General features: G+C 71.9%; 28 protein-coding genes. 16 read left to right on the top strand and 12 right to left on the bottom strand.

The features are described 5' to 3' along the window. Positions 1-4: 4 nt before the first annotated feature. Together ABKA19_RS12150 and surE are read right to left on the bottom strand one after the other, a co-directional pair. The gene (locus tag ABKA19_RS12150; RefSeq protein WP_353689122.1) at positions 5-697 is read right to left on the bottom strand and encodes a protein-L-isoaspartate(D-aspartate) O-methyltransferase; all 693 of its coding nucleotides are present in this window, start codon (positions 695-697) and stop codon (positions 5-7) included. Beyond that, a complete protein-coding gene (gene surE / locus ABKA19_RS12145) occupies positions 694-1,497 on the bottom strand; it encodes a 5'/3'-nucleotidase SurE (protein ID WP_353689121.1) in 804 nt (267 codons plus the stop codon). Before surE ends, ABKA19_RS12150 begins: the two co-directional genes overlap by 4 nt. Before the next feature lie 105 nt (positions 1,498-1,602). Here surE and ABKA19_RS12140 point away from each other — a divergent pair, with 105 nt between their 5' ends. From ABKA19_RS12140 to rnhB, 6 genes are read left to right on the top strand one after another with little or no spacing between them, the layout of a single operon-like run. Continuing rightward, entirely contained in the window at positions 1,603-2,139 is a 537-nt protein-coding gene (locus tag ABKA19_RS12140) for a Smr/MutS family protein (RefSeq protein ID WP_353689120.1), read from the top strand. Positions 2,140-2,189: 50 nt separating this feature from the next. After that, positions 2,190-3,215, top strand: a complete 1,026-nt coding sequence (gene lpxD / locus ABKA19_RS12135) for a UDP-3-O-(3-hydroxymyristoyl)glucosamine N-acyltransferase (RefSeq protein WP_353689119.1) — start codon at positions 2,190-2,192, stop codon at positions 3,213-3,215. Then, complete coding sequence (gene fabZ / locus ABKA19_RS12130; protein ID WP_162376743.1) at positions 3,212-3,670, top strand: 3-hydroxyacyl-ACP dehydratase FabZ; 459 nt, start codon at positions 3,212-3,214, stop codon at positions 3,668-3,670. The genes lpxD and fabZ overlap by 4 nt, the downstream gene beginning before the upstream one ends. Positions 3,671-3,695: 25 nt before the next feature. Further along, complete coding sequence (lpxA, locus tag ABKA19_RS12125) at positions 3,696-4,484, top strand: acyl-ACP--UDP-N-acetylglucosamine O-acyltransferase (protein ID WP_353689118.1); 789 nt, start codon at positions 3,696-3,698, stop codon at positions 4,482-4,484. Positions 4,485-4,504: 20 nt separating this feature from the next. Then, positions 4,505-5,725 (top strand): lipid-A-disaccharide synthase, encoded by a 1,221-nt coding sequence (gene lpxB, locus ABKA19_RS12120; protein ID WP_353689117.1) that lies wholly within the window; start codon positions 4,505-4,507, stop codon positions 5,723-5,725. A 35-nt stretch (positions 5,726-5,760) separates the two neighbouring features. Next, positions 5,761-6,378 carry a ribonuclease HII gene (rnhB, locus tag ABKA19_RS12115; protein WP_353689116.1) on the top strand — a complete coding sequence of 206 codons (618 nt, stop codon included), beginning with the start codon at positions 5,761-5,763 and terminating at the stop codon, positions 6,376-6,378. Positions 6,379-6,461: 83 nt separating this feature from the next. Here the strand turns inward: rnhB and ABKA19_RS12110 are convergent, their stop codons facing one another. Next, positions 6,462-6,941, bottom strand: a complete 480-nt coding sequence (locus tag ABKA19_RS12110; protein ID WP_353689115.1) for an FKBP-type peptidyl-prolyl cis-trans isomerase — start codon at positions 6,939-6,941, stop codon at positions 6,462-6,464. A gap of 74 nt (positions 6,942-7,015) precedes the next feature. Between ABKA19_RS12110 and ABKA19_RS12105 the strand changes: the two genes are divergently transcribed. Both ABKA19_RS12105 and ABKA19_RS12100 read left to right on the top strand, forming a co-directional pair. Next, a complete protein-coding gene (locus ABKA19_RS12105) occupies positions 7,016-7,576 on the top strand; it encodes a C40 family peptidase (protein ID WP_162376842.1) in 561 nt (186 codons plus the stop codon). A gap of 245 nt (positions 7,577-7,821) precedes the next feature. After that, positions 7,822-8,550: a C40 family peptidase gene (locus ABKA19_RS12100; protein ID WP_502945797.1), complete on the top strand. Its 729-nt coding sequence runs from the start codon at positions 7,822-7,824 to the stop codon at positions 8,548-8,550. A gap of 82 nt (positions 8,551-8,632) precedes the next feature. Here the strand turns inward: ABKA19_RS12100 and ABKA19_RS12095 are convergent, their stop codons facing one another. Further along, entirely contained in the window at positions 8,633-9,124 is a 492-nt protein-coding gene (locus ABKA19_RS12095; RefSeq protein WP_162376737.1) for an acyl-CoA thioesterase, read from the bottom strand. 144 nt (positions 9,125-9,268) lie between these two features. Here ABKA19_RS12095 and ABKA19_RS12090 point away from each other — a divergent pair, with 144 nt between their 5' ends. Both ABKA19_RS12090 and ABKA19_RS12085 read left to right on the top strand, forming a co-directional pair. Continuing rightward, positions 9,269-10,150, top strand: a complete 882-nt coding sequence (locus ABKA19_RS12090) for a bile acid:sodium symporter family protein (RefSeq protein WP_353689113.1) — start codon at positions 9,269-9,271, stop codon at positions 10,148-10,150. A gap of 49 nt (positions 10,151-10,199) precedes the next feature. Further along, entirely contained in the window at positions 10,200-11,561 is a 1,362-nt protein-coding gene (locus ABKA19_RS12085; RefSeq protein ID WP_353689112.1) for an amidohydrolase family protein, read from the top strand. Between the two features lie 10 nt (positions 11,562-11,571). Here the strand turns inward: ABKA19_RS12085 and ABKA19_RS12080 are convergent, their stop codons facing one another. Then, complete coding sequence (locus ABKA19_RS12080) at positions 11,572-12,846, bottom strand: dicarboxylate/amino acid:cation symporter (RefSeq protein ID WP_353689111.1); 1,275 nt, start codon at positions 12,844-12,846, stop codon at positions 11,572-11,574. A 208-nt stretch (positions 12,847-13,054) separates the two neighbouring features. On the opposite strand from ABKA19_RS12080, the gene ABKA19_RS12075 reads away from it, so the two are divergent. Next, the gene (locus tag ABKA19_RS12075) at positions 13,055-14,755 is read left to right on the top strand and encodes an alkaline phosphatase family protein (RefSeq protein ID WP_353689110.1); all 1,701 of its coding nucleotides are present in this window, start codon (positions 13,055-13,057) and stop codon (positions 14,753-14,755) included. A 142-nt stretch (positions 14,756-14,897) separates the two neighbouring features. Here ABKA19_RS12075 and ABKA19_RS12070 read toward each other — a convergent pair whose 3' ends face one another. Then, positions 14,898-15,353 (bottom strand): HemJ family protein, encoded by a 456-nt coding sequence (locus tag ABKA19_RS12070; RefSeq protein WP_353689109.1) that lies wholly within the window; start codon positions 15,351-15,353, stop codon positions 14,898-14,900. Between the two features lie 87 nt (positions 15,354-15,440). On the opposite strand from ABKA19_RS12070, the gene ABKA19_RS12065 reads away from it, so the two are divergent. Further along, on the top strand, positions 15,441-16,031 hold the full coding sequence (locus ABKA19_RS12065) for a class I SAM-dependent DNA methyltransferase (RefSeq protein ID WP_162376730.1): 591 nt from the start codon (positions 15,441-15,443) through the stop codon (positions 16,029-16,031). 13 nt (positions 16,032-16,044) lie between these two features. Here the strand turns inward: ABKA19_RS12065 and ABKA19_RS12060 are convergent, their stop codons facing one another. From ABKA19_RS12060 to pdxH, 4 genes are all read right to left on the bottom strand, one after another. Then, positions 16,045-16,431, bottom strand: a complete 387-nt coding sequence (locus ABKA19_RS12060) for a DUF4124 domain-containing protein (protein WP_353689108.1) — start codon at positions 16,429-16,431, stop codon at positions 16,045-16,047. A gap of 161 nt (positions 16,432-16,592) precedes the next feature. Further along, the gene (locus ABKA19_RS12055) at positions 16,593-17,390 is read right to left on the bottom strand and encodes a cobalamin-binding protein (protein ID WP_353689107.1); all 798 of its coding nucleotides are present in this window, start codon (positions 17,388-17,390) and stop codon (positions 16,593-16,595) included. Next, positions 17,390-17,854 (bottom strand): aminoglycoside 6'-N-acetyltransferase, encoded by a 465-nt coding sequence (gene aac(6') / locus ABKA19_RS12050; protein WP_502945781.1) that lies wholly within the window; start codon positions 17,852-17,854, stop codon positions 17,390-17,392. The genes ABKA19_RS12055 and aac(6') overlap by 1 nt, the downstream gene beginning before the upstream one ends. Beyond that, complete coding sequence (gene pdxH / locus ABKA19_RS12045; protein ID WP_353689106.1) at positions 17,851-18,453, bottom strand: pyridoxamine 5'-phosphate oxidase; 603 nt, start codon at positions 18,451-18,453, stop codon at positions 17,851-17,853. The genes aac(6') and pdxH overlap by 4 nt, the downstream gene beginning before the upstream one ends. 41 nt (positions 18,454-18,494) lie before the next feature. Between pdxH and ABKA19_RS12040 the strand changes: the two genes are divergently transcribed. Continuing rightward, positions 18,495-19,304 (top strand): kinase, encoded by an 810-nt coding sequence (locus tag ABKA19_RS12040; protein ID WP_353689105.1) that lies wholly within the window; start codon positions 18,495-18,497, stop codon positions 19,302-19,304. A gap of 12 nt (positions 19,305-19,316) precedes the next feature. Here ABKA19_RS12040 and ABKA19_RS12035 read toward each other — a convergent pair whose 3' ends face one another. Further along, positions 19,317-19,772, bottom strand: a complete 456-nt coding sequence (locus ABKA19_RS12035; RefSeq protein WP_353689104.1) for a hypothetical protein — start codon at positions 19,770-19,772, stop codon at positions 19,317-19,319. Positions 19,773-20,340: 568 nt separating this feature from the next. Here ABKA19_RS12035 and ABKA19_RS12030 point away from each other — a divergent pair. From ABKA19_RS12030 to ABKA19_RS12020, 3 genes are all read left to right on the top strand, one after another. Then, the gene (locus ABKA19_RS12030; protein WP_353689103.1) at positions 20,341-21,135 is read left to right on the top strand and encodes a response regulator; all 795 of its coding nucleotides are present in this window, start codon (positions 20,341-20,343) and stop codon (positions 21,133-21,135) included. Continuing rightward, positions 21,135-21,785 (top strand): response regulator, encoded by a 651-nt coding sequence (locus ABKA19_RS12025; protein WP_353689102.1) that lies wholly within the window; start codon positions 21,135-21,137, stop codon positions 21,783-21,785. The genes ABKA19_RS12030 and ABKA19_RS12025 overlap by 1 nt, the downstream gene beginning before the upstream one ends. A 96-nt stretch (positions 21,786-21,881) precedes the next feature. Further along, positions 21,882-22,163, top strand: coding sequence for a hypothetical protein (locus ABKA19_RS12020; RefSeq protein ID WP_353689101.1), 282 nt, complete (start codon positions 21,882-21,884; stop codon positions 22,161-22,163). Between the two features lie 199 nt (positions 22,164-22,362). Here the strand turns inward: ABKA19_RS12020 and ABKA19_RS12015 are convergent, their stop codons facing one another. Next, positions 22,363-22,566, bottom strand: coding sequence for a dodecin family protein (locus ABKA19_RS12015; protein WP_353689100.1), 204 nt, complete (start codon positions 22,564-22,566; stop codon positions 22,363-22,365). Positions 22,567-22,624: the final 58 nt, after the last annotated feature.

Below are 22,624 nucleotides of genomic sequence, written 5' to 3'. Positions count from 1 at the left end.
GCGCTCAGTCGATGGTGCCGGACAGCAACGGCACGAAGCTGACCGCGGCCAGCCGCGTCTCCTCGACGCTGCCATCCTCGCGGCGCAGCAGCCGGACCAGCGCCTGCGAGCCGCTGCCGCCGACCGGCGCCACCAGCACCCCGCCCGGGCGCAGCTGTTCGACCAGGGCCGGGACCACCGCCGGCGCGCCGGCGGTGACGATGATCGCGTCGTAGGGAGCGTGCTCGGGCCAGCCGACGCGGCCGTCGTCGTGCTTGCTGCGGATGTTCATGCCCAGCGTGCGGAAGCGCTTGCGCGCCTGGCGCAACAGTTCGCCGATGCGCTCGACGGTGTAGACCTCCAGGCCCAGCGCGCCGAGCACCGCGGCCTGGTAGCCCGAGCCGGTGCCGACCTCCAGCACCTTGGACGGCGCATTCTCCAGCAGCAGCTCGGTCATCCGCGCCACCACCCACGGCTGGGAGATGGTCTGGCCGTGGCCGATCGGCAGCGCGGTGTCTTCGTACGCACGGCTGGCCAGTACCTCATCGACGAACAGGTGCCGCGGCAGGGTGCGGATCACGTTGAGCACGCGCTCGTCGGCGATGCCCTGGCCGTTGGCGGCGCCGTCGCGCAGGCGCTCGACCAGGCGGTCGCGCACGCGCTGCGAGGTCATGCCCAGCCCGACCGCCTCCGGCTGCAGGCGCAGGCGCGGGGTCATGCGCCGCCTCCCGGGCCGCCGCCCACCGGCGTGGCCAGCGCGGCGGACAGGCCGCCGACCCAGCCGGCGACCTTCTCCAGCGCCTGGTAGCGGGTCAGGTCGACATGGATCGGGGTGATCGAGATGTGGCCGGTGCGCACGGCATGGAAGTCGGTGCCGGGGCCGGCGTCCTGCTCCGGGCCGGCCGGGCCGATCCAGTAGACCGTGCGACCGCGCGGATCGGGCTGCGGCACGCAGGGCTCGGAACGGTGGCGGTTGCCCAGCCGGCTCACCTCGAATCCACGGACCTCCTCCCAGGCCAGGTCGGGCACGTTGACGTTGAGGATGGTGTCGGCGGGCAGCGGATCGGAGGCCAGCCGCGCCACGATCTCCACCGCCGCGCGCGCGGCGGTGCCGTAGTGCTTGGCCTCGTGGTTGCGCGTGGCCAGCGACACGGCCACTGCCGGCAGGCCGAGGAAGCGGCCTTCCATCGCCGCCGAGACGGTGCCCGAATAGATGACGTCGTCGCCCAGGTTGGCGGTGTTGTTGATGCCCGACACCACGATGTCCGGCTCGAACTCGAACATCCCGGTCAGCGCCAGGTGCACGCAGTCGGTGGGCGTGCCGGCGACCGAGCAGGTGTAATGGTCCAGCCGCCGCACCCGGATGGGCAGGTCCAGGGTCAGCGAGTTGCTCGCGCCGGAACGGTCGCGGTCGGGGGCCACCACGTAGACCTCGTGGCCGGCCTCGCGCAGGCCCTGGGCCAGTGCATGGATGCCGGGCGCGTCCACGCCATCGTCGTTGCTTACCAGTACGCGCATGGGCTTCCTCGAAAACACCGGCATGATACCGGAAGCGTCCCGGCGGTTCGCGCGCCGATGCGGCCGCATCGGCGGAACCGCCCCGCGCCGCGCTACCCTGTGGCCATGCACGAGCACGACGACGGCGAAGACGACGCCAGCCTGTTCCGCGCCGCGATCGGCAAGGTCGCGCCGCTGCGGACCGGGGCCGACGCGCCGCCGCCGAGGCCGAAACCGCGGCCGGCGCGCCGGCCGCCGGGCGACGAGCCCCAGCCGGGTCGCACGCACATCGCCGACCATCCTGACGCCGCGCTGGGACGCGGCGACGCCAGCGCGTTCCGCCGCGAGCGCGTGCCCGCGCGCGCCTGGCAACGGCTGCGCCGCGGCGAATTCGCCGTGCAGGACGAGCTCGACCTGCACGGCGCCAACGCGCTGCAGGCCGAAACCCTGCTGGCCCGGTTCCTGGCCGAATCGGCCGAGCATGGCTTCGGCTGCGTGCGCATCATCCATGGCAAGGGCGGCGGCGGTGGCGATGGCACGCCGGTGCTGAAGAACCTGGTCGACCGCCTGCTGCGCCAGCGCGGCGAGGTCCTCGCCTTCCACTCCGCACCAACGGCGCAAGGCGGCACCGGCGCCCTGCTGGTCCTGCTGGCGCGCCGCTGACCCTACGCCCCGGTCCGGTGGCCGCTGCACGTCCGGCTAGAATGCGCGCCATGGACACGCCCGCCTTCACCGCCGCCGAACTGGCCGAGCGCTTCGCCCTGCAGCTGCATGGCGACGGCAGCACGCGCGTGAGCGGGGTCGCCACCCTGGCCCATGCCGGGCCGGCGCAGCTGGCATTCCTGGCCAACCCCCGCTACCGGCCGCAGCTGGCCGGCTCCGCCGCCGGCGTGGTGGTCCTGCGCGCCGACGACGTGCCGTCGGCGCCGGGCACCGCGCTGGTGGCCAAGGATCCCTACGTCGCGTTCGCCCGGATCTCGGCCCTGTTCGAACGGCTGCCGGCGCACGCGCCGGGCATCCACCCCAGCGCGGTCATCGACCCGTCGGCCACCGTCTCGGCGGATGCCCACGTCGGCCCCTTCGTCAGCATCGGCGCGCGCACGAGCATCGGCCCCGGCTGCGTGATCGGCCCGGGCTGCAGCATCGGCGAAGACTGCAGCCTGGACGCGGGCTGCGAGCTGCAGGCCCGGGTCACCCTGGTGGCGCGGGTACGCCTGGGCAAGCGCGTGCGGATCCTGCCCGGCGCGGTGCTAGGCGCGGCCGGCTTCGGCCTGGCGATGGACGCCGGCGCCTGGGTCAACGTGCCGCAGCTGGGCGGCGTGGTGGTCGGCGACGACTGCGAGATCGGCGCCAACAGCTGCATCGACCGCGGCGCGCTGGACGACACCGTGCTCGAGGAAGACGTGCGCATCGACAACCTGGTGCAGATCGGCCACAACGTCCGGATCGGCGCGCACACCGCGATGGCCGGCTGCTCGGCCGCCGCCGGCAGCGCGAAGATCGGACGCTACTGCCTGATCGGCGGGGGCGCCGGCGTGCTCGGCCACCTCGAAGTGGCCGACAAGGTGCTGGTCACCGCGATGTCGCTGGTGACCCATTCCATCCGCGAGCCCGGCGAGTATTCCTCGGGCACGCCCCTCACCGACAACCGCACCTGGCGGAAGAACGCCGCCCGGTTCAAGCAACTGGACGCACTGGCGCGCCGCGTCAACGCCTCCACCCAGGAAAGTCCCGAATGAACGAAACCGTGCAGCTTCCCGTCGACGTCAACACGATCCGCTCGCTGATCCCGCACCGCTACCCTTTCCTGCTGGTCGACCGGATCGTCGACTTGGACATCGAGGCCAAGCGCATCGTCGGCGTGAAGAACGTGACGGTCAACGAGCCGTTCTTCCAGGGCCATTTCCCCGGCCAGCCGATCATGCCCGGCGTGCTGATCATCGAGGCGCTGGCCCAGGCCGGCGGCGTGCTGACCCAGCTCTCGCTCGGTCGCGACGCGCAGTCCAAGCTGTTCTACATGGTCAAGGTCGACAATGCCCGCTTCAGCAAGCAGGTCGTGCCCGGCGACGTGCTCGAGCTGCACGTGCAGATCAAGCGCGTGATCCGCAACATGGCCGTGTACTACGGCGAGGCCAAGGTCGACGGCGAAGTCGTCGCCTGCGCCGAGGTGCTCTGCGCCGGCACCCGCGAATGACGCCCGCTCGACGGACTTCGAACCCATGAACGCCAATGCCCTGATCCACCCCACCGCGGTCATCGATCCCGGCGCGCGCCTGGGCGAGGGCGTGAGCGTGGGCGCCTTCACCCTGGTCGGCCCGGACGTGGAGATCGGCGACGGCTGCCAGATCGGTCCGCATTGCAGCTTCGCCGGCCCGACCCGGATCGGCCGCGACAACCGGTTCATCGGCCATTGCGCCGTCGGCGGCGAACCGCAGGACAAGAAGTTCGCCGGCGAGCGCACCGAGCTGGTGATCGGCGACCGCAACGTCTTCCGCGAGTTCGTCACCCTCAACCGCGGCACCGGCAACGGCGGCGGCGTGACCCGCATCGGCGACGACAACTGGATGCTGGCCTACACCCACGTGGCCCACGACTGCATCGTCGGCAACCACTGCATCTTCTCCAACAACACCACCCTGGCCGGCCACGTCACCGTCGGCGACTGGGTGATCATCAGCGGCTTCGCCGGCGCCCACCAGTTCTGCCGGATCGGCGCCCACGCCTTCCTCGGCATGGGCGCGCTGGCCAACGGCGACGTCACTCCGTTCACGATGGTCGGCGGCAACTCGATCGGGCGGCCGCGCGGGATCAACAGCGAGGGCCTCAAGCGCCGGGGCTTCAGCCCGGAGCGGATCGCGGCCATCAAGCGCGCCTACCGCACGCTGTTCGTCGCCGGGCTGCCGCTGGCCGAAGCCCGCGAGCAGCTGGCACAGCAGGCGCTGGACAGCGAAGACGTGCGCCTGCTGCTGGACTTCATCGGCAGCGGCGAACGGCCGCTGCTGCGTTGAGCGCACCGCGTCGGGCCGCCATGAACGAGCGCATCCGGGGACGGGAAGCGGCGCAGCGCACGGACGCGGGCGGCCTGCGCTTCGTGCTCGTCGCCGGCGAAGCGTCCGGCGACGCGCTCGGCGCCGGCCTGGTCGAGGAACTGCGCCGCCGGTTCCCCGACGCGCGTTTCGCCGGCATCGGCGGCGACGCCATGCGCGCGGCCGGCGTGGAGACCTGGCACGACGCCAGCGAACTGGCGGTGATGGGGCTGTTCGAGGTGCTGCGCCACCTGCCGCGCCTGCTGAAGCTGCGACGGGAGTTCCGCACGCGCGCGCTGGCCTGGCGGCCGGACGTGGTGATCGGCATCGATGCGCCGGACTTCAACCTCGGCGTGGAACGCTGGTTCAAGCAACGCGGCGTGCCCACCGTCCACTACGTCAGCCCCTCGGTCTGGGCATGGCGCGAGAAGCGCGCCGAGAAGATCGGCGCCAGTGCCGACCGGGTGCTGTGCCTGTTCCCGATGGAGCCGGCGATCTACGCCCGGCATGGCGTCGACGCGCGCTTCGTCGGCCATCCAATGGCCGACGCGATGCCGCTGCATCCCGACCGCGAAGCGGCCCGCGCGGCCCTGGGCCTGCCCGCCGGGGCGCCGGTGCTGGCGGTGCTGCCGGGCAGCCGCCTGGGCGAGATCGAGCGGCTGGGCGAGGTCTTCTTCGAGGCCGCCTGGCAGGTCGCCGAGGAAATGCGTGCGTTGCACGTGGTGGTGCCGGCGGCCAACGCGCGCTGCCGCGAGCTGCTGCAGGCGCAGATGTCGCGCTCGGCCTTGCCGGTGATGCATTCGCACCTGCTCGACGGCCAGGCCCGCACCGCGCTGGCGGCCGCCGACGTGGTCCTGCTCGCCTCCGGGACGGCGACGCTCGAGGCGATGCTGTCCAAACGGCCAATGGTGGTCGGCTACCGCGTGTCACCGCTCACCTACCGCATCGTGCGGGCGCTGGGCCTGCTCAAGGTCGACCGCTACGCGCTGCCGAACGTGCTCGCCGGCGAGGACCTGGCGCCGGAACTGATGCAGGACGACTGCACCCCGGCGCGGCTGGCCGACGCGGTGCTGACCTGGTTCCAGTCGCCCGCGGCGGTGGCCGCCCTGCAACCGAAGTACCTGGCCCTGCACGAGCAGCTGCGCCAGGGTGCGTCGGCCTCGGCCGCCGCCGCGGTCGCCAGCCTGCCCGCGCTCGCCGGCGGGCGCCGGCCCGCGCCATGAAGCGGCCGGGCGCCGGCCCGGCGCAGGACCCGGGCATGGACATGTTCGCCATCGACCGCCGGCGGCTGCGCGTGACCGGGGTGGACGAGGCCGGCCGCGGTCCGCTCGCCGGTCCGGTGGCGGTGGCGGCGGTGATCCTCGATCCGCGGCGCCGGCTGCGCGGGCTGGACGATTCGAAGAAGCTGACCCGCGCGCAACGCGAGGCGCTCTACCCGCGCATCGTCGAACGCGCCCTGGCCTGGCACGTCGAGATGGTGCCGGTGGAGGAGATCGACCGGCTCAACATCCTGCACGCGACCCTGGAAGGCATGCGTCGGTGCATCCTGGCGCTGGGGCCGCAGGTCGAACTGGTTCGCATCGACGGCAACGCCGTGCCGCGGGCGCTGCCATGCCTGGTCGAGGCGGTGGTCGGCGGCGACGCGCTGGAGCCGGCGATCATGGCCGCCTCGATCCTGGCCAAGGTCGCGCGTGACCGCCTCATGTGCGCGCTGCACGAGGAACATCAGCATTACGGCTTCGACGTGCACAAGGGCTATCCGACCCCCGCGCACCTGGCCGCCCTGGCCGAGCACGGTCCCTGCCCGCACCACCGGCGCAGCTTCGCCCCGGTGCGCGAGGCCTTCGCCCGCAGCCGCGAGGCGGTGCCGGCGTAACTGCCGGCGCGCCCGGCCGGCGGACCCGAAAGAACGAACGGCCCGCCGAAGCGGGCCGTCGCGTCACCGCCGGCGCAACCGCCTCAGTGGTGGTGGCCGCCATCGCCGTGCACGTGGCCGTGCTCGATTTCCTCGGCGCTGGCCTCGCGGACCTCGACGATCTCCACGTCGAAGTGCAGGTCCTTGCCGGCCATCGGGTGGTTCAGGTCGACGTCGACCACGCTGTGGCCGACCTTCTCCACGGTCACCGCGCGCGGGCCGAAATTGGTCTGCAGGACGACCTGCATGCCCGGCGCCAGCTTGGTATTGCCGAAGTGCTTCTTCGGGATCCGCTGGCCCATGCCCTCGCGGCGCTCGCCATAGGCCTCGGCGGCCGGGACGTCGACGGCGAACTTCTCGCCTGCGGCCTTGTCCTGCATCGCCGCCTCAAGGCCCGGGATGATGTTGCCGTGGCCGACCAGGATCGCGATCGGATCGCGGTCGGTCGAGCTCTCCAGCGGCTCCTGGCCGACTTCGGAAACGGTGTAGTGGAAACGGACGACGCGGTCTTTTTCGATCTTCATGCGCAACTCGGTATGGCTGCCCGTGGACCGGCAGCGGTTGGACGGCTTGTCGGCCGCAGGGGAGTGCGGCCATGATGGCCGCCGTGAGGAAAGGTCCGCATTATCCCGTCCCGCTTCCCCCGGTGCCAGCGCCGGGCCGGACAGGCGTCCTCGCGGCACTGGGCCTGGCCCTGCTGCTGGCCGCTTGCGGCCGGGAAGCGACCCGCCCCGAGACCCCGCAGGCGCGCCACTGGCCGCAGGTGGCACCGGACGACCCGGCCTCGGCCAACGCGGTCACCCTGCGCGCGCTGAGCCTGGTGGGCACGCCGTACCGCTACGGCGGCAATACGCCCGAATCGGGGTTCGATTGCAGTGGACTGGTCAACTACGTCTACAGCGACATGCTGGCCCTGCGCCTGCCCCGCAGTTCGCGCGAACTGGCCGGCGTGCAGGGCCCGCGGCTGGCGCCCGAGCGGCTGGCCAGCGGCGACCTGGTGTTCTTCGGCAGCAGCGGCAATGTCACCCACGTGGGCATTTACGTGGGCGAAGGCCGCTTCGTCCATGCGCCGAGTACCGGCGGGACGGTGCGCCTGGACCGCTTGGATGGCCCTTACTGGCGAGACCACTACAGCGGCGCCAAACGCGTTCTGCGTTGAAATGGGACACGGCGCACACGCGCCTTTACATAAATTTAACTTTTTGTGAACATCAAGGGACAGTGAAGGCGGCATGATCCGTCCACTGCCGTAGATGTGATGCCCGCGTGACGACCGACGACCTGCGTCCAGGCCAGCCTGCCGCCACTACCACCGCCCGCTCCCGGGCGGTGCTCCGCCCCCTCCTCGCCTTCCTGCTCGCCGCGCCGGCCCTGCCTGCGCTGGCCGCGCCGGAACCGGCGCCGATCGTGCCCGAGGCCATCGCCCCGGCGGCCGAGGTGATCGTCCCGGTCGAACTGGAACTGGCGGCGCCGGTCGCCGCTTCCGCGGCGGCCAAGCCGGCGGCATCCCAGCTGGCCAAGCAGCCCGTCGTCGCCGGCGCCAAGGCGCCCGCCACTCCGGCCTCCGGCCTGCGGCAGAAGGCCGATGCCGCCGCCAATGCGACCCTCGCCGCGCTGCTGCCGCACCTGGCCGGCAACGACAGCCTCCCGCTGCTGGACCGCTCGGCGATGTTCGCCGGCGACGTCAGCCGCCTGCTCGCCGCCTACGACCTCACCCAGGGCGTCCCTGCGCAGAGCAGCCAGGCCCCCGAGGGCCGGGTGCAGCAGGTGCTCAAGGCCGCGATGTCGCTGGTCGGCACCCCGTACCGCTGGGGCGGCACCTCCACCGAGGGCTTCGACTGCAGCGGCCTGGTCGGCTACGTGTTCCGCAGCGCGCTGGGCGTGGAACTGCCGCGCGTGTCGCGCGAGATGGCCGCATCCGCGTCCGGCCAGCTGATCCGCGACCGCAGCGCGCTCACCCCCGGCGACCTGGTGTTCTTCGGCCTGCGCGGCCGGGTCAACCATGTCGGCATCTACGTCGGCAACGGCCAGTTCCTGCATGCGCCCAGCCGCGGCAAGGATGTGCGCGTGGACAGCATGGAAACCGGCTACTGGAGCAACCGCTTCATGCAGGCGCGCCGGGTCGAGATCTGACCGCGGCGCCATCGCCGGACCCTTCTTCGAGGCCGCCGCGTGGCGGCCTCGTGCTTTCGGCACAGGCCACCGGGACGCGTCCTCAGTCGCCGGCAGGCGACTGGTAGGCGGCGGCGGTCTGCTCGATGCCCTTGCTCAGGTCCATCACTTTCAGGGCGTACTCGGCCATGCGCCGGTCCTCGTCGGACTGCGGCAGCCAGGGCGGCACCGCGACCGGCCGGCCCTCGACCGCGTCGAGCGCCACGAACACGATCACGCAGTGCGTGCACAGCCGCCAGTCGCCCCCCATCGGGTCGCGCGCGCGCACCTCGATGGCGAAATGCATGCTGCTGTTGCCGGTGTGGATCAGCTTGGCCGATACCGCCACCAGGTCGCTGATCCGCACCGGCGCGACGAAGCGGATGCCGCCGACGGCCACGGTGACGCTGTAGCGACCGCTCCACCCCACCGCGGCGGCATAGCCGGCCTGGTCGATCCACTTCATCACGATGCCGCCGTGGACCTTGCCGCCGTAGTTGACGTCGGTCGGTTCGGCAAGGAAGCGCAGGGTCAGGTCGCGCTGTTGTCCCGGCATGGCGGGCCTCACGGGGTAAAGGGCGTCGCCGTCAGGTTACGCCGCCACGCGCAGCGCGGCACGCGGACCATGCGGCGCAGCAGCGTGACCGCCGGCGCCGCCATCGGTGATGGTATCGGCCACCCGCGGGGAAGGGAGCCATAGATGCAGGCGACGCTGCTGACCAACCTGATGCTGCCCCTGGCCCTGGGCGTGATCATGCTGGGCCTGGGACTCGGCCTGACCGTCGAGGACTTCCGCCGGGTGGCGCGCTACCCGCGCGCGGTGCTGGTCGGGCTGGCGCTGCAGACCCTTCTGCTCCCCTGGGCGGCGTTCGGGCTGGCGCTGGCGTTCCGCCTGCCGCCGGAACTGGCCGTGGGCCTGATGTTGCTGGCCGCCTCGCCGGGCGGCGCCACCGCCAACATCTACAGCCACCTGGCGCGCGGCGATGTCGCCCTCAACATCACCCTGACCGCGATCAACAGCGTGCTGTGCCTGCTCACCCTGCCGCTGATCCTCAACCTGGCCCTGGAACATTTCCTGGGCGCGGGCCAGTACGTGCCGCCGCCCACGCGCAAGATCGTCGAGGTCGCGGTGATCATCCTGCTGCCGGTGCTGCTGGGCATGACCGTGCGCGGATTGTTCCCGGCGCTGGCCGCGCGCGCCGAAAAACCGCTGCGGGTGCTGGCGGTACTGGTGCTGGCACTGCTGGTGGCGGTGGCCGTGGTCCAGTCCTGGCAGGTGCTGGTCACTTACTTCGCCGCCGTCGGCGCGGCCTGCCTGCTGTTCAACCTCGCCAGCATGGCCGCCGGCTACTGGGCGCCGCTGGCGCTGCGCCTGCCGCGCGGGCAGGCGATCGCCATCGCGATGGAGATCGGCATCCACAACGGCACCCTGGCCATCTTCATCGCGCTCAACGTGCTGGAGAGCTCCACGATCGCGGCGCCGGCCGCGGTCTACAGCCTGCTGATGTTCCTCACCGCGGCGCTGTTCGCCGGATGGCTCGTGCGGGCAGGCCGGCGCGAAGGCGCCGGCGGGCTGGCGTAAACGGCCAGTGACCGGCGATGCTGCACGCCCCCGCCGGATGGATATTGCAATGCGCCGTGGCTTCCTGGGTTGCCTGCTCCTGCTGTCCTCCACCGCCATCGCCACCGAGGCCACGCCGGAACGGACCATCTATCGCCACGCGGTACTGATCGACGGCACCGGCGCGCCCGCCAGGCCCGGCACCAGCATCGTCGTCGAGGGCGAACGCATCGTGGCGGTGCTGCCCGACGCGCAGGCCGATACGCGCGGTGCGCGGGTGGTCGACCTGCAGGGGCGGCATGTCATCCCCGGCCTGATCGATACCCACGTCCACCTGGCCACGCCGCCGGATGCGGACGCGGCCAGGAAGACGCTGCGGCGCCAGCTGTATTCCGGCGTGACCGCCGTGCGCAGCATGGCCGACGACGTGCGTTCGGTCGGCGAACTTTCCCGCCAGGCCCTGGTCGGGGAAATTCCCTCGCCGGACATCCATTACGCAGCGCTGATGGCCGGGCCTGGGTTCTTCAAGGATCCGCGCACGATCGCGGTCACCCGCGGCAGGACGCCCGGGCAGACGCCGTGGATGCAGGCCATCGACGAACGCACCGACCTGGTCCTGGCGGTGGCGATGGCGCGTGGCACTTCGGCCGATGGCATCAAGCTGTATGCCGACATGCCCGGGCCGCTGCTGGCCAGGATCACCGCCGAAGCGCACCGCCAGGGCATCCCGGTGTGGGCGCATGCGGCGGTGTTTCCCGCGATGCCGGCGGACGACGTGGCCGCCGGCGTGGACGTGATCTCGCACAGCTGCCCGCTCGCCTACCAGGCCTCGGCACGCAAGCCGGCTAGCTACCACGAGCGCACGCCCGTGGACGAAGCGCCATTCAATGACGGGGCGATGCCGGCCCCGATCACCGACCTGTTCGCGTCGATGGCCGCGCGCGGGATCATCCTCGACGCCACCAACCTGGTGTACGTGCGCCACGTCGAGGAATACGCGCGGGACAGGAAGGGCGCGCCGCCGCGCTGCTCGGCCGGACTGACCCTGCGCCTGACCGCGCAGGCGTTCAGCCAGGGCGTGGCGATCGCCAGCGGCACCGACGGCGACAACCCCGAGGATGCGCCGTTCCCGGCACTGCACGACGAACTGGACCTGCTCGCCGACCCGGTCGGGATGCCACCGATGGAGGTGATCCGCGCGGCGACCGCCACGGCCGCACGCGCACTGGGCCAGGAGAAGGTCATGGGCACGGTCGAGCCGGGCAAGCTCGCCAACCTGGTGGTGCTCGCGCAGGATCCGCTGGCCGATATCGACCACCTGCGCAGCGTGACCGAGACGGTCAAGCGCGGCGTGCGCTATCCGCGCAGCGCGTTCGCCGGCGGCGGCCAGGACTCCAACGCAAGCGGATCGGGCGCGCGCACGCCCGACTGACGCCGACGACTCAGTCGCCGAGGCCTTCGTGCTCCAACCCGACATTGCTGGACGCGCGATCGTAGGCCTCGCGGTCCAGCAACCCGGTCTCCTTGGCCACCAGCACCGGCACCAGCATCTGCCCGGTCACGTTGGTCATCGTCCGCATCATGTCGAGGACGCGGTCGATCGCTACCAGCAGGCCGATGCCCTCCAGCGGCAGGCCGGCCGCGCTCAGCACCAGGGTCACCATCACGATCGCCGTGCCCGGCACGCCGGCGGTGCCGAAGCTGCCCAGCACCGATGCGAGCAGGATCACGAAGTACTGGTTCACCGACAGGTCCAGCCCGAAGTACTGGGCCACGAACACGCTGGTCAGCGCCGGGTAGATCGCCCCGCAGCCGTCCATCTTGATGCTCGCGCCCAGCGGCACGGCGAACGCCGCGTAGTCGCGGTCCACGCCCAGGTTGTGGGTGACGCTGCGCAGGGCCACCGGCATCGAGGCGAAGCTCGACGAGCTGACGAACGCGACCTGCATGCCCGAGGCCGCGCCGCGGAAGAACTTCAGCGGGTTGAGCCCGTGCGCCAGCAGCAGGCTGCCGTAGACCACGACGATGTGCAGGGCGCAAGCCAGGTACAGGGCGAAGACGAAGTTGCCGAGCGGCAGCAGCTTCTCGAAGCCGTAGCTGCCGACCAGGCCGGCGATCAGGCCGAAGGTGCCCAGGGGCGTGGTCTCCAGCACGAAGCGGGTGACCTGGATCATCGTCTCGCTGGCCTCGCCGGCCAGCGCGCGCAGGCGCGCGGTGCGCTCGCCGAGCTTGACCAGGGCGAAGCCGACCAGGCCGGCGAAAAAGATCACCTGCAGGATCTTGCCGTCCGCCAGCGCCTTGAACGGATTGGAGGGCACCACGTCCAGCAGCACCTGCACCGGCGTGGGCACCTCGCGCACGGTGTAGTCCGGCGCCATCTGCAGGCCGCTCAGGCCATGCCCGGGCTTGAGCACCAGGCCCACGGCCAGGCCCACGCACACCGCCAGCGCCGCGGTCGCGGCGAACCACAGGAAGGTGCGGCCGCCCAGCGCGGCCACCGACTTCTGCCCGTGCAGCGAGGCCACGGCATTAATCACCGCGAACAGCACCAGCGGCACGGCGATCATCCGGATCAGGGTGACGTAGATGGTGCCCAGCGGCCCGAACCAGGTCTGCGCGGCCGGCCCCATCAACCAGCCCGCCAGCGCGCCCAGCACGAAGCCGGCCGCCACGCGCTGCCAGAACGGGATCGCCAACCATGCCGAGACCAGCTTCATTCCATCACCGCGCGCCGGGAAAGGCGCACCTTAGCCCAGCAGGCCGGCGCTGGCGACGCCGGCGGTGGAACGCCATCGTGTCACCGGCATGACACCGTGCGCCGGGCATAATGCCATTCCTCCGCGCGACGCCCGTGGCGTGGTTGCGCCGTTCACGGCGCGCCATGCCGGCAACGCGCGCCTTCCGAGCCACCCCACGCCATCGCCCATGCCCCTGCCCGCCGTACGCCTTCCCGCCACCGTCCTGTGCACCGCCCTCGCCCTGGCCAGCGGATGCTCGACTTCTCCCGCAAGCACCACGCTCCGTTCGACGGCCGTCACCGTCGAAGTCCCGCCGGTGGACCGTCCGGGCGGGGAGTCCGCGCAGTGGTGGTACCGCAGCGGCGCGGCGCGCGCGGCAGGCAACGGCGCCATGGCCGGCCGGGCGAAGAACGTGATCGTGTTCCTGGGTGACGGCATGAGCCTGACCACGGTGGCGGCGGCGCGCATCCTGGAGGGCCAGCGCAAAGGACAGCCGGGCGAGGAGAACCTGCTCGGCTGGGAGGTCTTTCCGCACACCGCCCTGAGCAAGACCTACAACACCGATTCGCAGACCCCGGATTCAGCCGGCACCATGACCGCGGTGACCACCGGCGTGAAGACCCACATGGGCGCCATCGGCGTTTCCGCCGGCGACCGCGACGACTGCGCCGGCAGCCTGGGCAAGCACCGGCTGACCTGGCTGCAGCTGGCCGACAGCGCCGGCATGGCGACCGGCATCGTCAGCACCGCCCGGCTGACCCACGCCACCCCGGCGGCGACCTGGGCGCATTCGCCCAACCGCGACTGGGAGAACGACACCGACCTGCCGCCCGAGGCGGTCGCCCAGGGCTGCACCGACATCGCCCGGCAGATGGTGGCCACGCCCTATGGCCGCGGCCCGCAGGTCCTGCTCGGCGGCGGCCGTGGCGAGTTCATGCCGGTCGTCCAGCGCGATCCGGAGTACGACGACAAGGTCGGCCAGCGCCTGGACGGGCGCGACCTGGTCGCCGAATGGCAGCGCGCCCACCCGCAGGGCGCGTACGTCTGGAACCGCGCGCAGCTGCAGGCCGCCGGCGAGGCTCCGGCGCTGCTGGGCCTGTTCGAGCCGGACCACATGCAGTTCGACCACGACCGCGACCGCGATGCAGAGCCCTCGCTGGCCGAGCTCACCGCCATCGCGATCGAGCGCCTGTCGCGCGACCCGGACGGATACGTGCTGATGGTCGAAGGCGCGCGCATCGACCACGCCAACCATTACGGCAACGCGTTCCGCGCACTGGACGAGACCATCGCCCTGTCGGACGCGGTGCGCACCGCCGCGGAAATGACCTCCGCCGGGGACACCCTGATCCTGGTCACCGCCGATCACTCGCATACCCTGAACTTCGTCGGCTACCCGGTGCGTGGCAACCCGATCCTGGGCAAGGTCCGCGGCCGCGGCGGCGAGGACGACCTGGCCGGCGGCTACGCGCGAGATGCCACCGGCCTGACCTTCACCACGCTCACCTATGCCAACGGCCCGGGCAATATCGGCGAAAGCAACCGCCAGCCGGCGGGGCCGAAGCGCTTCCTGCACTCGCCGGGCACGTTCGCCCCGGTCGAGGGCCGGCCGGACCTGTCGAAGGTCGACACCACAGACCCGGACTATCTGCAGGAAGCCCTGGTGCCGCTGAAATCCGAGTCGCATGGCGGCGAGGACGTGGGCGTATGGGCGCGCGGCCCCGGCAGCGATGCGATCCGGGGCACCGTCGAGCAGAACGTGCTGTACCACTTCGTCGTGCAGGCGACGCCGAGGTTGCGCGAGCGCCTGTGCCAGGCCGGCACCTGCGACGCCAACGGCGTGCCGGTGGAACTGCCGCAGCCGGTCGACTTCATGCGGGATCGCTGAGGCACCGGAGCACGCCCGTCCCTTGTAGGAGCCGATCTTCATCGGCGACCCGACGCGGTCAGCACTGGCGACGTCCTCGTTGTTTCAACGCCCGTGTCGCCGATGAGGATCGGCTCCTACAACAGCGCGCCCAGGCGCGATGTCAGAACGGCTTGGCCAGCACCAGCCAGATCACCACCAGCAACGCCAGCACCGGCAGTTCGTTGACCAGCCGCAGCGTGCGCGGGGACGGCAACGCGCGTCCCTGTTCGACGCCCTTGAGCCAGCGTCCGCAGACGATGAACTGCGCCAGGATCAACGCGACCAGCAGCAGCTTGGCGTGCAGCCAGCCGGCGGGCGATCCGACCATCGTCGGAAAGCCGTCGACCGCGCGGTGGCCCAGCCACAGCACCAGGCCCAGCAGCACGGCGATGCCGAAAATGTTGTGGCCGAACCGATACAGCCGCCGGCCCATCAGCACCAGGCGCGCGCGCACGTCGGGCTGTTCCGGCGCTTCGGCGAGGTTGACCAGGATCCGCGGCAGGTAGAACACGCTGGCCATCCAGGCCATCACGAACAGCAGGTGGAAGGACTTCACCCAGAGATACGTCGAATACATGCGCGGCGGCCTGCGGCTAGGATGTGCGGATTCTCGGCGATGGCCCGCGTGCTGTCGAACCGCCCCCCACCGCCTCCGCGAGCCCGCATGGCCAAGACCTACGACCGCCGCTATTTCGACCACTGGTACCGGCGCGAAGGCGTGCAGGAGCCGCAGCGCCTGGCACGCAAGGTCGCCCTGGCCGTGTCGGTGGCCGAGCACTACCTGGAGCGGCCGATCCGCAGCGTGCTGGACATCGGCTGCGGCGAGGGGGCCTGGCGCGCCCCGCTGCTCAAGCTGCGGCCGAAGGTGCGCTACCTGGGATTCGACAGCAGCGAGTACGCGATCGTCCGCCATGGCGCCCGGCGCAACCTGCACCTGGCGCGCTTCGGCGATTTCGCCTGGCTGCGCCCGTGCGCCCCGGCCGACCTGCTGGTCTGCGCCGACGTGCTGCACTACCTGCCCACCCGCGAGTTGAACCAGGGCCTGCAAGGGCTGGCGGAACTGTGCGGCGGCGTCGCGTTCCTCGAGGCCTTCACCGCCGAGGACGAATTCGAGGGCGACACCGAGGGCTTCCAGCCGCGCACGGCCCGCTGGTACCGGCGCCGCTTGCAGGCGCAGGGATTCACCCCGGTCGGATCGCATTGCTGGCTGGGCCCCGCGCTGGCCCAGGCGCCCTCGGCGCTGGAGCGCGGCTGATGTCGCGCCCCGCCTAGCCGCAGGCGTCCTGGACGGCCTGGTCGAGCCGGGTCCGCAGTTCCGCCGGCGGCGACGCACCGGCGGCGCCCAGCGTGGCGGTGCGCTGCGCACGAGCCCCGTCGCAGGCGGCGTTGGCGGCACCGGCCCCATGCCTGGCCTGCGCACGACGCTCGCCGGGAGCGAGCGGAGCCGACTGCGCGTGTGCGGACAACGGCGCCGTGGTGGTGGGCATGTAACCCGACGCGGGGGCGACGTGCGCGCGCGTGGTGGACGCCTCGCCTTCGGCGCAGGGCGTGGACTGGTAGCTGTTGCCACCCTCGGCGTTGGTGCACTTGTAGACCGGTTGCGCGCTGGCGGACCAGGCGGCGAACAGCAGCAACCACAGGCAGCCTTGTTTCACGGTCGATTCCGGGGTGGACTGGGCCGCGAAGCTAGCATGGGCGCCTCGCGCGTGGCGCCGGCATCACGCCATGCCGATGCGGCTCCGCGACGGCCGTCCCACTTCCCTGCCAAGGCCGTCGCGCCCGGCCGCGGGTATGCGCAGTGGGTCGACGCCGCACCTCACTGCGCGCGGCGCGCCGCCCAGCGCTGCACGACCGCCGCGATCGCCGCCACGCCGTCGGTGAGCGCGGCCGGCCCCGGCTGCAGGATCAGCGGCGACTTGATCTCGTGCAGCTCGCCCTCGCGCACCGCCGGGATCGCGTCCCAGCCCTGGCGCGCGGCCACCTGCTCGGGACGGAACTTCTTGCCGCACCACGAGCCGAGGATGATGTCAGGCATGCGCGCCACCACCGGGGCGCCATCGGCCAGGATCCGCGCCCGCGCCAGCGGCTGCGCCGACAGCTCCGGGAACACGTCGTCGCCGCCGGCGATCCGCACCAGCTCGGCCACCCACTGGATGCCGGTGATGATCGGCTCGTCCCATTCCTCGAAGTACACCTTCGGCCGCACCGGCAACGCGGCCGCGCGCGCCTCGATCGCATCCAGCCCGCGTCGCAGCGAACCGGCATAGGCATCGGCGCGGTCGCCGGCGCCGACCAGCGCGCCCAGCCGGCGCACGTAGTCGAGGATGCCGTCCACGCTGCGGTGGTTGGCGATCCATACCTCGACGCCGCGGCGCACGAGTTCGGCGGCGATGTCGGCCTGGATGTCGGAGAAGCCGATCGCCAGGTCCGGGCGCAGGGCCATGATCGCTTCGATCTTCGCGCTGGTGAACGCGCTGACCTTCGGCTTCTCGCGCCGCGCCTGCGGCGGACGCACGGTGAAACCGCTGATGCCGACGATGCGGTCCTGCTCGCCAAGCGCATACAGCGTCTCGGTCGGCTCCTCGGTCAGGCAGACGATGCGGCGCGGACCCATTACGCCAGTGCCTTGCGGAAGTAGACCACCCGTTCGGTCTCCTCGAAGCCACAGCCGGCATGCGCGGCCAGGCTGCCGGAATTGTCCAGCGCCGCATCGGAGGCGAGCTCGGTGCAGCCCTGGGCCCGCGCCCAGCCTTCGACCGCGGCGACCAGGGCACGGCCGACGCCGCGAGCGCGCCACTCCGGCACCACGTACCAGCCCTCGAGGAACCCGACCGGCGAGGAGCCGGTGCCGTTGACGTATTCGCGGCGCAGGCTGGCCTCGGCCATTCCCACCGGGACGCCGTCGCGCACGGCGATGAAGGCCGCTTCGCGGCCGCCTTCGAGCATCGCGCGCGCCTCGTCCGCCAGTGCGCGGACATCGGCGTCGGGCCACAGCGCGTGGCGCATGGCGGCCCAGGCCGCGAGGTCCGGCGCCTGCGCCGGCCGCACCTGCACCGGCGCCGCGGCGGGTGCCGTCACGGATACAGCATCCGCTTGGTCCACCGGCCGTCGCCGCCGCGCTCGTAGCACCAGCGCTCGTGCAGCCGGAAACCGGCGCCGTACCAGAACTCGAAGGACACCGGCACCACGCGGAAGCCGCCCCAGCCCGGCGGCCGCGGCACCTCGCTCCCCTCGAACCGCGCCTCCACTTCGGCCAGGCGCGCATCGAATGCCTCGCGCGAGGCCAAGGTGGCGGACTGCGTCGACGCCCAGGCGCCGAGCTGGCTCATCCGCGGGCGGCTGGCGAAGTACGCATCGGCCTCGGCGGCATCGACCTGGACGACGTCGCCTTCGATCCGCACCTGGACACCGGCCTCGCGCAGGTGCCGCCACAGGAACAGCAGCGCCGCGTGCGGATTGGCGCGCAGGTCGCGCCCCTTGGGGCTGTCCAGGTGGGTGTAGAAGGCGAAACCGCGCGCGTCGAACGACTTCAGCAGCACCGTGCGTGCGGAGGGGCGGCCATCGCTGCCTGCCGTAGCCACGGTCATCGCGTTCGGATCGGCCATGCCGGTGGCGCCGGCCTCCTCGAGCAGTCGGCCGAAGGTATCGAGCGCTTCGGCGTGCAGCGGGTCGGTCATGCGGGCTCCACAGTCGCGATGGGGACACGTATTGTGGACCGATGCCCACGGCCGCGCACGGCTTTCCCGACCCGCTGGTGCGCCAGGCGCTTGCCGCCAGCGGCGCAGGCAGGGACGGCCGCATGCGCGTGCTGGGAATCAGCGGCGTTCAGGGCAGCGGCAAGAGCACGCTGGCCGCGCAGGTGGTAGCGGGCGCGCAGGCGCAGGGCCTGTCGGCGGCGTGCGTGTCGCTGGACGACTTCTACCTCACCGCCGCGCAACGGCGGGCGCTGGCGGCACGGGTGCATCGGTTGCTGGCCACCCGCGGACCACCCGGCACGCACGACGTCGGCCTGGCCTTGGCCACCATCGACGCGTTGCGCGCGGGCGCCACCCCGACCCTGCCGCGCTTCGACAAGCTGGGCGACGACCGCGCACCCGCACACGCCTGGCCGCGCCCGGCGCGCGCGCTGGACCTGCTGGTGTTCGAAGGCTGGTGCCTGGCCGTGCCGCCCGAGCATGCGGACGCCCTGGGGGAGCCGCTCAACGCGCTCGAGCGCGACGAGGACGCCGACGGCCGCTGGCGACGCTGGTGCAACGCCGCGCTGGCACGCGACTATCCACCCTTGTGGTCGCGCATCGACGTGCTCTGGTGCCTGCAGGCACCGGGCTTCGAGGTCGTCCACGCTTGGCGCCGGCAACAGGAGCAGGCGCTGCAGGCGGCCGAACCCGGCCGCACCGGCATGGACGAAGCGCGCCTGGCGCGCTTCCTCCAGCATTACGAACGGATCAGCCGCCAGGCGCTGCGGACGCTGCCCGCGCTAGCCGGCCACTGCGTCAGGCTGGATCGCGCGCGTCGCGTGGTCGGCTGAGTGCCGGCCCGGTCACGACCGGGCGCAACGCGCGTAGGGCGACCCCTGCAACCAGGGCTGGTAGCGCGCGGGCATCGGCGGGCCGCCCTTCCAGCCGAAATCGTGCGGCTCGACGACCAGTGCCCCGGGCTTCTCGTCGTAATTGGTGAACACGACGAACGGATTGCCGCCGGCGTCGTTCCAGTAGGGCCAGAAGGCACCGGCGATGCCTTCGTACTCCGGGCCGAAGAAACTGGCCGAGTACTCGGGCCGGTTGGCCCGCTCGACTTTGCCGTTGCCGTGGTCCAGGCCGAAGCCGGCCGCATCGATCAGCACCTGCGGATAACGCGAACAGTCGCCATTGGGGCCGTAGCGGCCGTACAGCGATTCGAAATGCTTCATGTCCTCCAGCGTCACCGCCGTGGCCTGGCCGGCCATGGCCAGCGATGCCGCGCCCGACAACAGCACTGCCTGGGTCCACCTGCGCATATGCCCCTCCTCACTCGCGCGGCGACGGCCGCGAAGAAACGGTGATGGTCTGGCCACCGCTCTCCGGACCAACGTCGCACCGCCACCCGGGCGGCCACCGGCGCCGACGGGCGGCGGAGCGGGCCATGACGCCATGTGCCGGGTGGCCCCTGCCTCGGCCCGGCCATCCGTCGACCATGCCGGCGATCCGCGGGCACCGCGGCTCTCCCCGACGGCGGCAGTTCCATCCGGCCGGTTTTCAGACGCGTCTGATAGGCATGCCGGGAGCGGGCTGCCACCTTGCACGGCGTATGGGGGATTCCGAGCGGCGGGAAAGGATGCAGGTGCCGGGCGGTGGACAGCCTCCTCGTGCGCAAACGCCGCTTGGCCCCGGCTTCCCGTGGCCGCACGGGCCCGCCCTGTCCCTCCCCCGGAACAGGGCGTCAGCGGCCCGTCCGGACCCGCCAGTCCGGACGTCATCGAGGGCCAGCCTGCCGCCTGCCATCGGCCCGCGGCAGGTTGGCCCGAACCTTGCGTGCAATCTCCGGGCACGGCGATGGAACCGCCGTCCGGCTCTGGAGCAGGCAGGATGAACCAAGACCCGACCCCAAGCGCCGCCGGCCAGGACCGGCGTGTGGCGGTGCCCGTGCGCTGGCGCGTGCTGGTCGCCGACGACCATCCCTTCAGCCGGGCCGTGATCGCGCTGCAGCTTCGCCACCTCGGCTGCGGGGCGACCCTGGTGGAGGACGGGCTGCACGCGCTGGCCGCGCTGGAGCGCGACCGCTACGACCTGCTGATCAGCGACTGCCACATGCCGCGGCTCGATGGCCCCGCGCTGGCGCGCCGGATCCGCGCCGGCGAGTCGCCCGGAACCGCGCGCCTGCCGATCCTCGCCTGGTCGGGCAGCAGTTCGGAGCAGGCCCTGGTGCACTGGCGCGAAGCCGGCATGGACGACGCCCTGCCCAAGCCGCTGCGGCTGCACCAGCTGCAGCACGCGCTCGAGCGCCACCTGGGCGCCGCGCCGCCCCCCGTGCCCGCGCCAGCCGGCGACCTCTTGCGGCAACTGACCTCGCTGTTCGGCGGAACCGCGCATGCGCGCCAGGCCGTCGGCCAGCTGCTGGACGCCAGCGGCGACGACCTCGCCGCACTGGACCAGGCGCTGGCTGCCGGCGACCTGCCCTTGCAGCGACGCCTGCTCCACCGCATCGAAGGCGGCCTGTGCCTGCTGCAGCTGCACTCGGCGACCGACGTCGATCCTGTCGCATCCGCGGACCACGTGCTCAGGCGGGACCTCATCAGCCTGCGCCTGGGCGCCCTGCGGGAGCTGCACGCGCAACTGGCCATGCAGGCACCGGCAGCGGACGGAACCGCCGGGAGCGGATGATGCCGGATGCGCACGGGGGGATCCGCATCATCCTTGCAGACGACCACCCGGTCGTGCGCAGCGGCGTCCGCGCCATCCTCGAGCGCAATGGCGGGGCGCGGGTGGTCGCCGAGGCAGCCACTGCCGACGAATTGTTCGCGGCCATCGCCGGGGTCGCCGCGGACCTGGTCCTCACCGACTTCAGCATGCCCGGCGGCGACGCCGCCGATGGCCTGAGCATGCTGGTGCGCCTGCGCCTGCGCTGGCCGATGCTGCCGGTGGTGGTGCTGACCATGGCAGGCAACGGCGGCGTGCTGCGCGCGATCCTCGACACCGGCGTCCTCGGGCTGCTCAACAAGTCCGACGCGCTCAACGAGCTGCCGCTCGCGATCCGCGCGGTCGAACGGCGGCGGCGCTACCTCGGCGTCTCGATACGGCAGTTGCTGGATGCCGGGACCGGCATCCCCGCGGCGCAGACCACGCTCTCGCCGCGCGAAACCGAAGTGCTGCGGTTGTTCGCGTCGGGCCTGACGGTTTCCGCCATCGCCCGCCGCCTGAACCGCAGCGTGAAGACGGTCAGCCGGCAGAAGCAGGATGCGATGGCCAAGCTCGGCCTGCACAGCGACCTGGACGTCTACGCCTATGCGCGCGAGAACGGCCTGGCGTTCTGACGCCGATCCCGGTGCAGGCGCGGCCTGCTTCTCAATCCTGCAACTTTCAGACGATTCCGATGGTGCGCAGGCGTCCTCGCGATGCAGCATCGCGACATGGACACGATGCAGGCAATGCCCCGCCACTGGCATGCGTCGCCCGACGCGGATGCGTCAAACGAGGTGCCACCGGCGACCCGGATCGACTACTGGCACCGCCTCACCCACGCCGCGGTGATCATGGCCTGGCGTCGCGACCCGGACGTGATGAGCGACCTGGTCGCCACCCTGCTGGACATCCACCTGCGCCGCAGCAGCTGCCGGGCCGAGCTCACCCTCGACGAGTTGCACCTGATGATCGCCCTGGAACTGCAGCAGGTCTCCGGCGATCCGGACTGAGGGGACGCGGCGGCGTTCGCGGACGACAGCCGGGGCAAAGCCCGTTCGGCACGTCCTCGCCCAGCCGCGCCCAGCCGCGCACGCCCGGGACTTCGCGCGACGCGCGCAAGGCGACTCCTGCAACCAGGCCTGGTAGCGCGCCGGCATCGGCGGACCGCCCTTCCAGCCGAAGTCATGCGGCGCGCGCGCCGGGGAACCGCTACTGGACGATGAAGGTCACCCGCAGGTTGACCCGCCATTCGACCACGTTGCCCTCGCCGTCGGTCTCCACCTTGGTTTCGTTGATCCAGGCGCCCTGGATGCCCTGGACGGTCTCGGCAACCTTCTTCAGGCCGTTCTTCACCGCATCCTCGATGCTGGTCTTGGAGGACGAGCTGATCTCGATGACTTTGGCTATCGACATGGAACCGTCTCCTGCTGGCAGGCGCCGCGCGCCGGGAGCCGCAGTCTGTGCAGGGGCG

Origin of the sequence: Pseudoxanthomonas sp. Soil82, assembly GCF_040446535.1 — a bacterium.
Classification (GTDB): Bacteria; Pseudomonadota; Gammaproteobacteria; order Xanthomonadales; family Xanthomonadaceae; genus Pseudoxanthomonas; species Pseudoxanthomonas kaohsiungensis.
The sequence above is the reverse complement of the archived record's forward strand: the minus strand, read 5'-3'. Positions and strand labels throughout refer to the sequence as shown.

What these genes read in the sequence shown, in the direction of transcription:
- ABKA19_RS12150 (WP_353689122.1), bottom strand. Translation starts at nt 697, where the DNA reads ATGACCCCGCGCCTGCGCCTGCAGCCGGAGGCGGTCGGGCTGGGCATG.
- surE (WP_353689121.1), bottom strand. Translation starts at nt 1,497, where the DNA reads ATGCGCGTACTGGTAAGCAACGACGATGGCGTGGACGCGCCCGGCATC.
- ABKA19_RS12140 (WP_353689120.1), top strand. Translation starts at nt 1,603, where the DNA reads ATGCACGAGCACGACGACGGCGAAGACGACGCCAGCCTGTTCCGCGCC.
- lpxD (WP_353689119.1), top strand. Translation starts at nt 2,190, where the DNA reads ATGGACACGCCCGCCTTCACCGCCGCCGAACTGGCCGAGCGCTTCGCC.
- fabZ (WP_162376743.1), top strand. Translation starts at nt 3,212, where the DNA reads ATGAACGAAACCGTGCAGCTTCCCGTCGACGTCAACACGATCCGCTCG.
- lpxA (WP_353689118.1), top strand. Translation starts at nt 3,696, where the DNA reads ATGAACGCCAATGCCCTGATCCACCCCACCGCGGTCATCGATCCCGGC.
- lpxB (WP_353689117.1), top strand. Translation starts at nt 4,505, where the DNA reads ATGAACGAGCGCATCCGGGGACGGGAAGCGGCGCAGCGCACGGACGCG.
- rnhB (WP_353689116.1), top strand. Translation starts at nt 5,761, where the DNA reads ATGGACATGTTCGCCATCGACCGCCGGCGGCTGCGCGTGACCGGGGTG.
- ABKA19_RS12110 (WP_353689115.1), bottom strand. Translation starts at nt 6,941, where the DNA reads ATGAAGATCGAAAAAGACCGCGTCGTCCGTTTCCACTACACCGTTTCC.
- ABKA19_RS12105 (WP_162376842.1), top strand. Translation starts at nt 7,016, where the DNA reads ATGGCCGCCGTGAGGAAAGGTCCGCATTATCCCGTCCCGCTTCCCCCG.
- ABKA19_RS12095 (WP_162376737.1), bottom strand. Translation starts at nt 9,124, where the DNA reads ATGCCGGGACAACAGCGCGACCTGACCCTGCGCTTCCTTGCCGAACCG.
- ABKA19_RS12090 (WP_353689113.1), top strand. Translation starts at nt 9,269, where the DNA reads ATGCAGGCGACGCTGCTGACCAACCTGATGCTGCCCCTGGCCCTGGGC.
- ABKA19_RS12085 (WP_353689112.1), top strand. Translation starts at nt 10,200, where the DNA reads ATGCGCCGTGGCTTCCTGGGTTGCCTGCTCCTGCTGTCCTCCACCGCC.
- ABKA19_RS12080 (WP_353689111.1), bottom strand. Translation starts at nt 12,846, where the DNA reads ATGAAGCTGGTCTCGGCATGGTTGGCGATCCCGTTCTGGCAGCGCGTG.
- ABKA19_RS12075 (WP_353689110.1), top strand. Translation starts at nt 13,055, where the DNA reads ATGCCCCTGCCCGCCGTACGCCTTCCCGCCACCGTCCTGTGCACCGCC.
- ABKA19_RS12070 (WP_353689109.1), bottom strand. Translation starts at nt 15,353, where the DNA reads ATGTATTCGACGTATCTCTGGGTGAAGTCCTTCCACCTGCTGTTCGTG.
- ABKA19_RS12065 (WP_162376730.1), top strand. Translation starts at nt 15,441, where the DNA reads ATGGCCAAGACCTACGACCGCCGCTATTTCGACCACTGGTACCGGCGC.
- ABKA19_RS12055 (WP_353689107.1), bottom strand. Translation starts at nt 17,390, where the DNA reads ATGGGTCCGCGCCGCATCGTCTGCCTGACCGAGGAGCCGACCGAGACG.
- pdxH (WP_353689106.1), bottom strand. Translation starts at nt 18,453, where the DNA reads ATGACCGACCCGCTGCACGCCGAAGCGCTCGATACCTTCGGCCGACTG.
- ABKA19_RS12040 (WP_353689105.1), top strand. Translation starts at nt 18,495, where the DNA reads ATGCCCACGGCCGCGCACGGCTTTCCCGACCCGCTGGTGCGCCAGGCG.
- ABKA19_RS12035 (WP_353689104.1), bottom strand. Translation starts at nt 19,772, where the DNA reads ATGCGCAGGTGGACCCAGGCAGTGCTGTTGTCGGGCGCGGCATCGCTG.
- ABKA19_RS12030 (WP_353689103.1), top strand. Translation starts at nt 20,341, where the DNA reads ATGAACCAAGACCCGACCCCAAGCGCCGCCGGCCAGGACCGGCGTGTG.
- ABKA19_RS12025 (WP_353689102.1), top strand. Translation starts at nt 21,135, where the DNA reads ATGCCGGATGCGCACGGGGGGATCCGCATCATCCTTGCAGACGACCAC.
- ABKA19_RS12020 (WP_353689101.1), top strand. Translation starts at nt 21,882, where the DNA reads ATGGACACGATGCAGGCAATGCCCCGCCACTGGCATGCGTCGCCCGAC.
- ABKA19_RS12015 (WP_353689100.1), bottom strand. Translation starts at nt 22,566, where the DNA reads ATGTCGATAGCCAAAGTCATCGAGATCAGCTCGTCCTCCAAGACCAGC.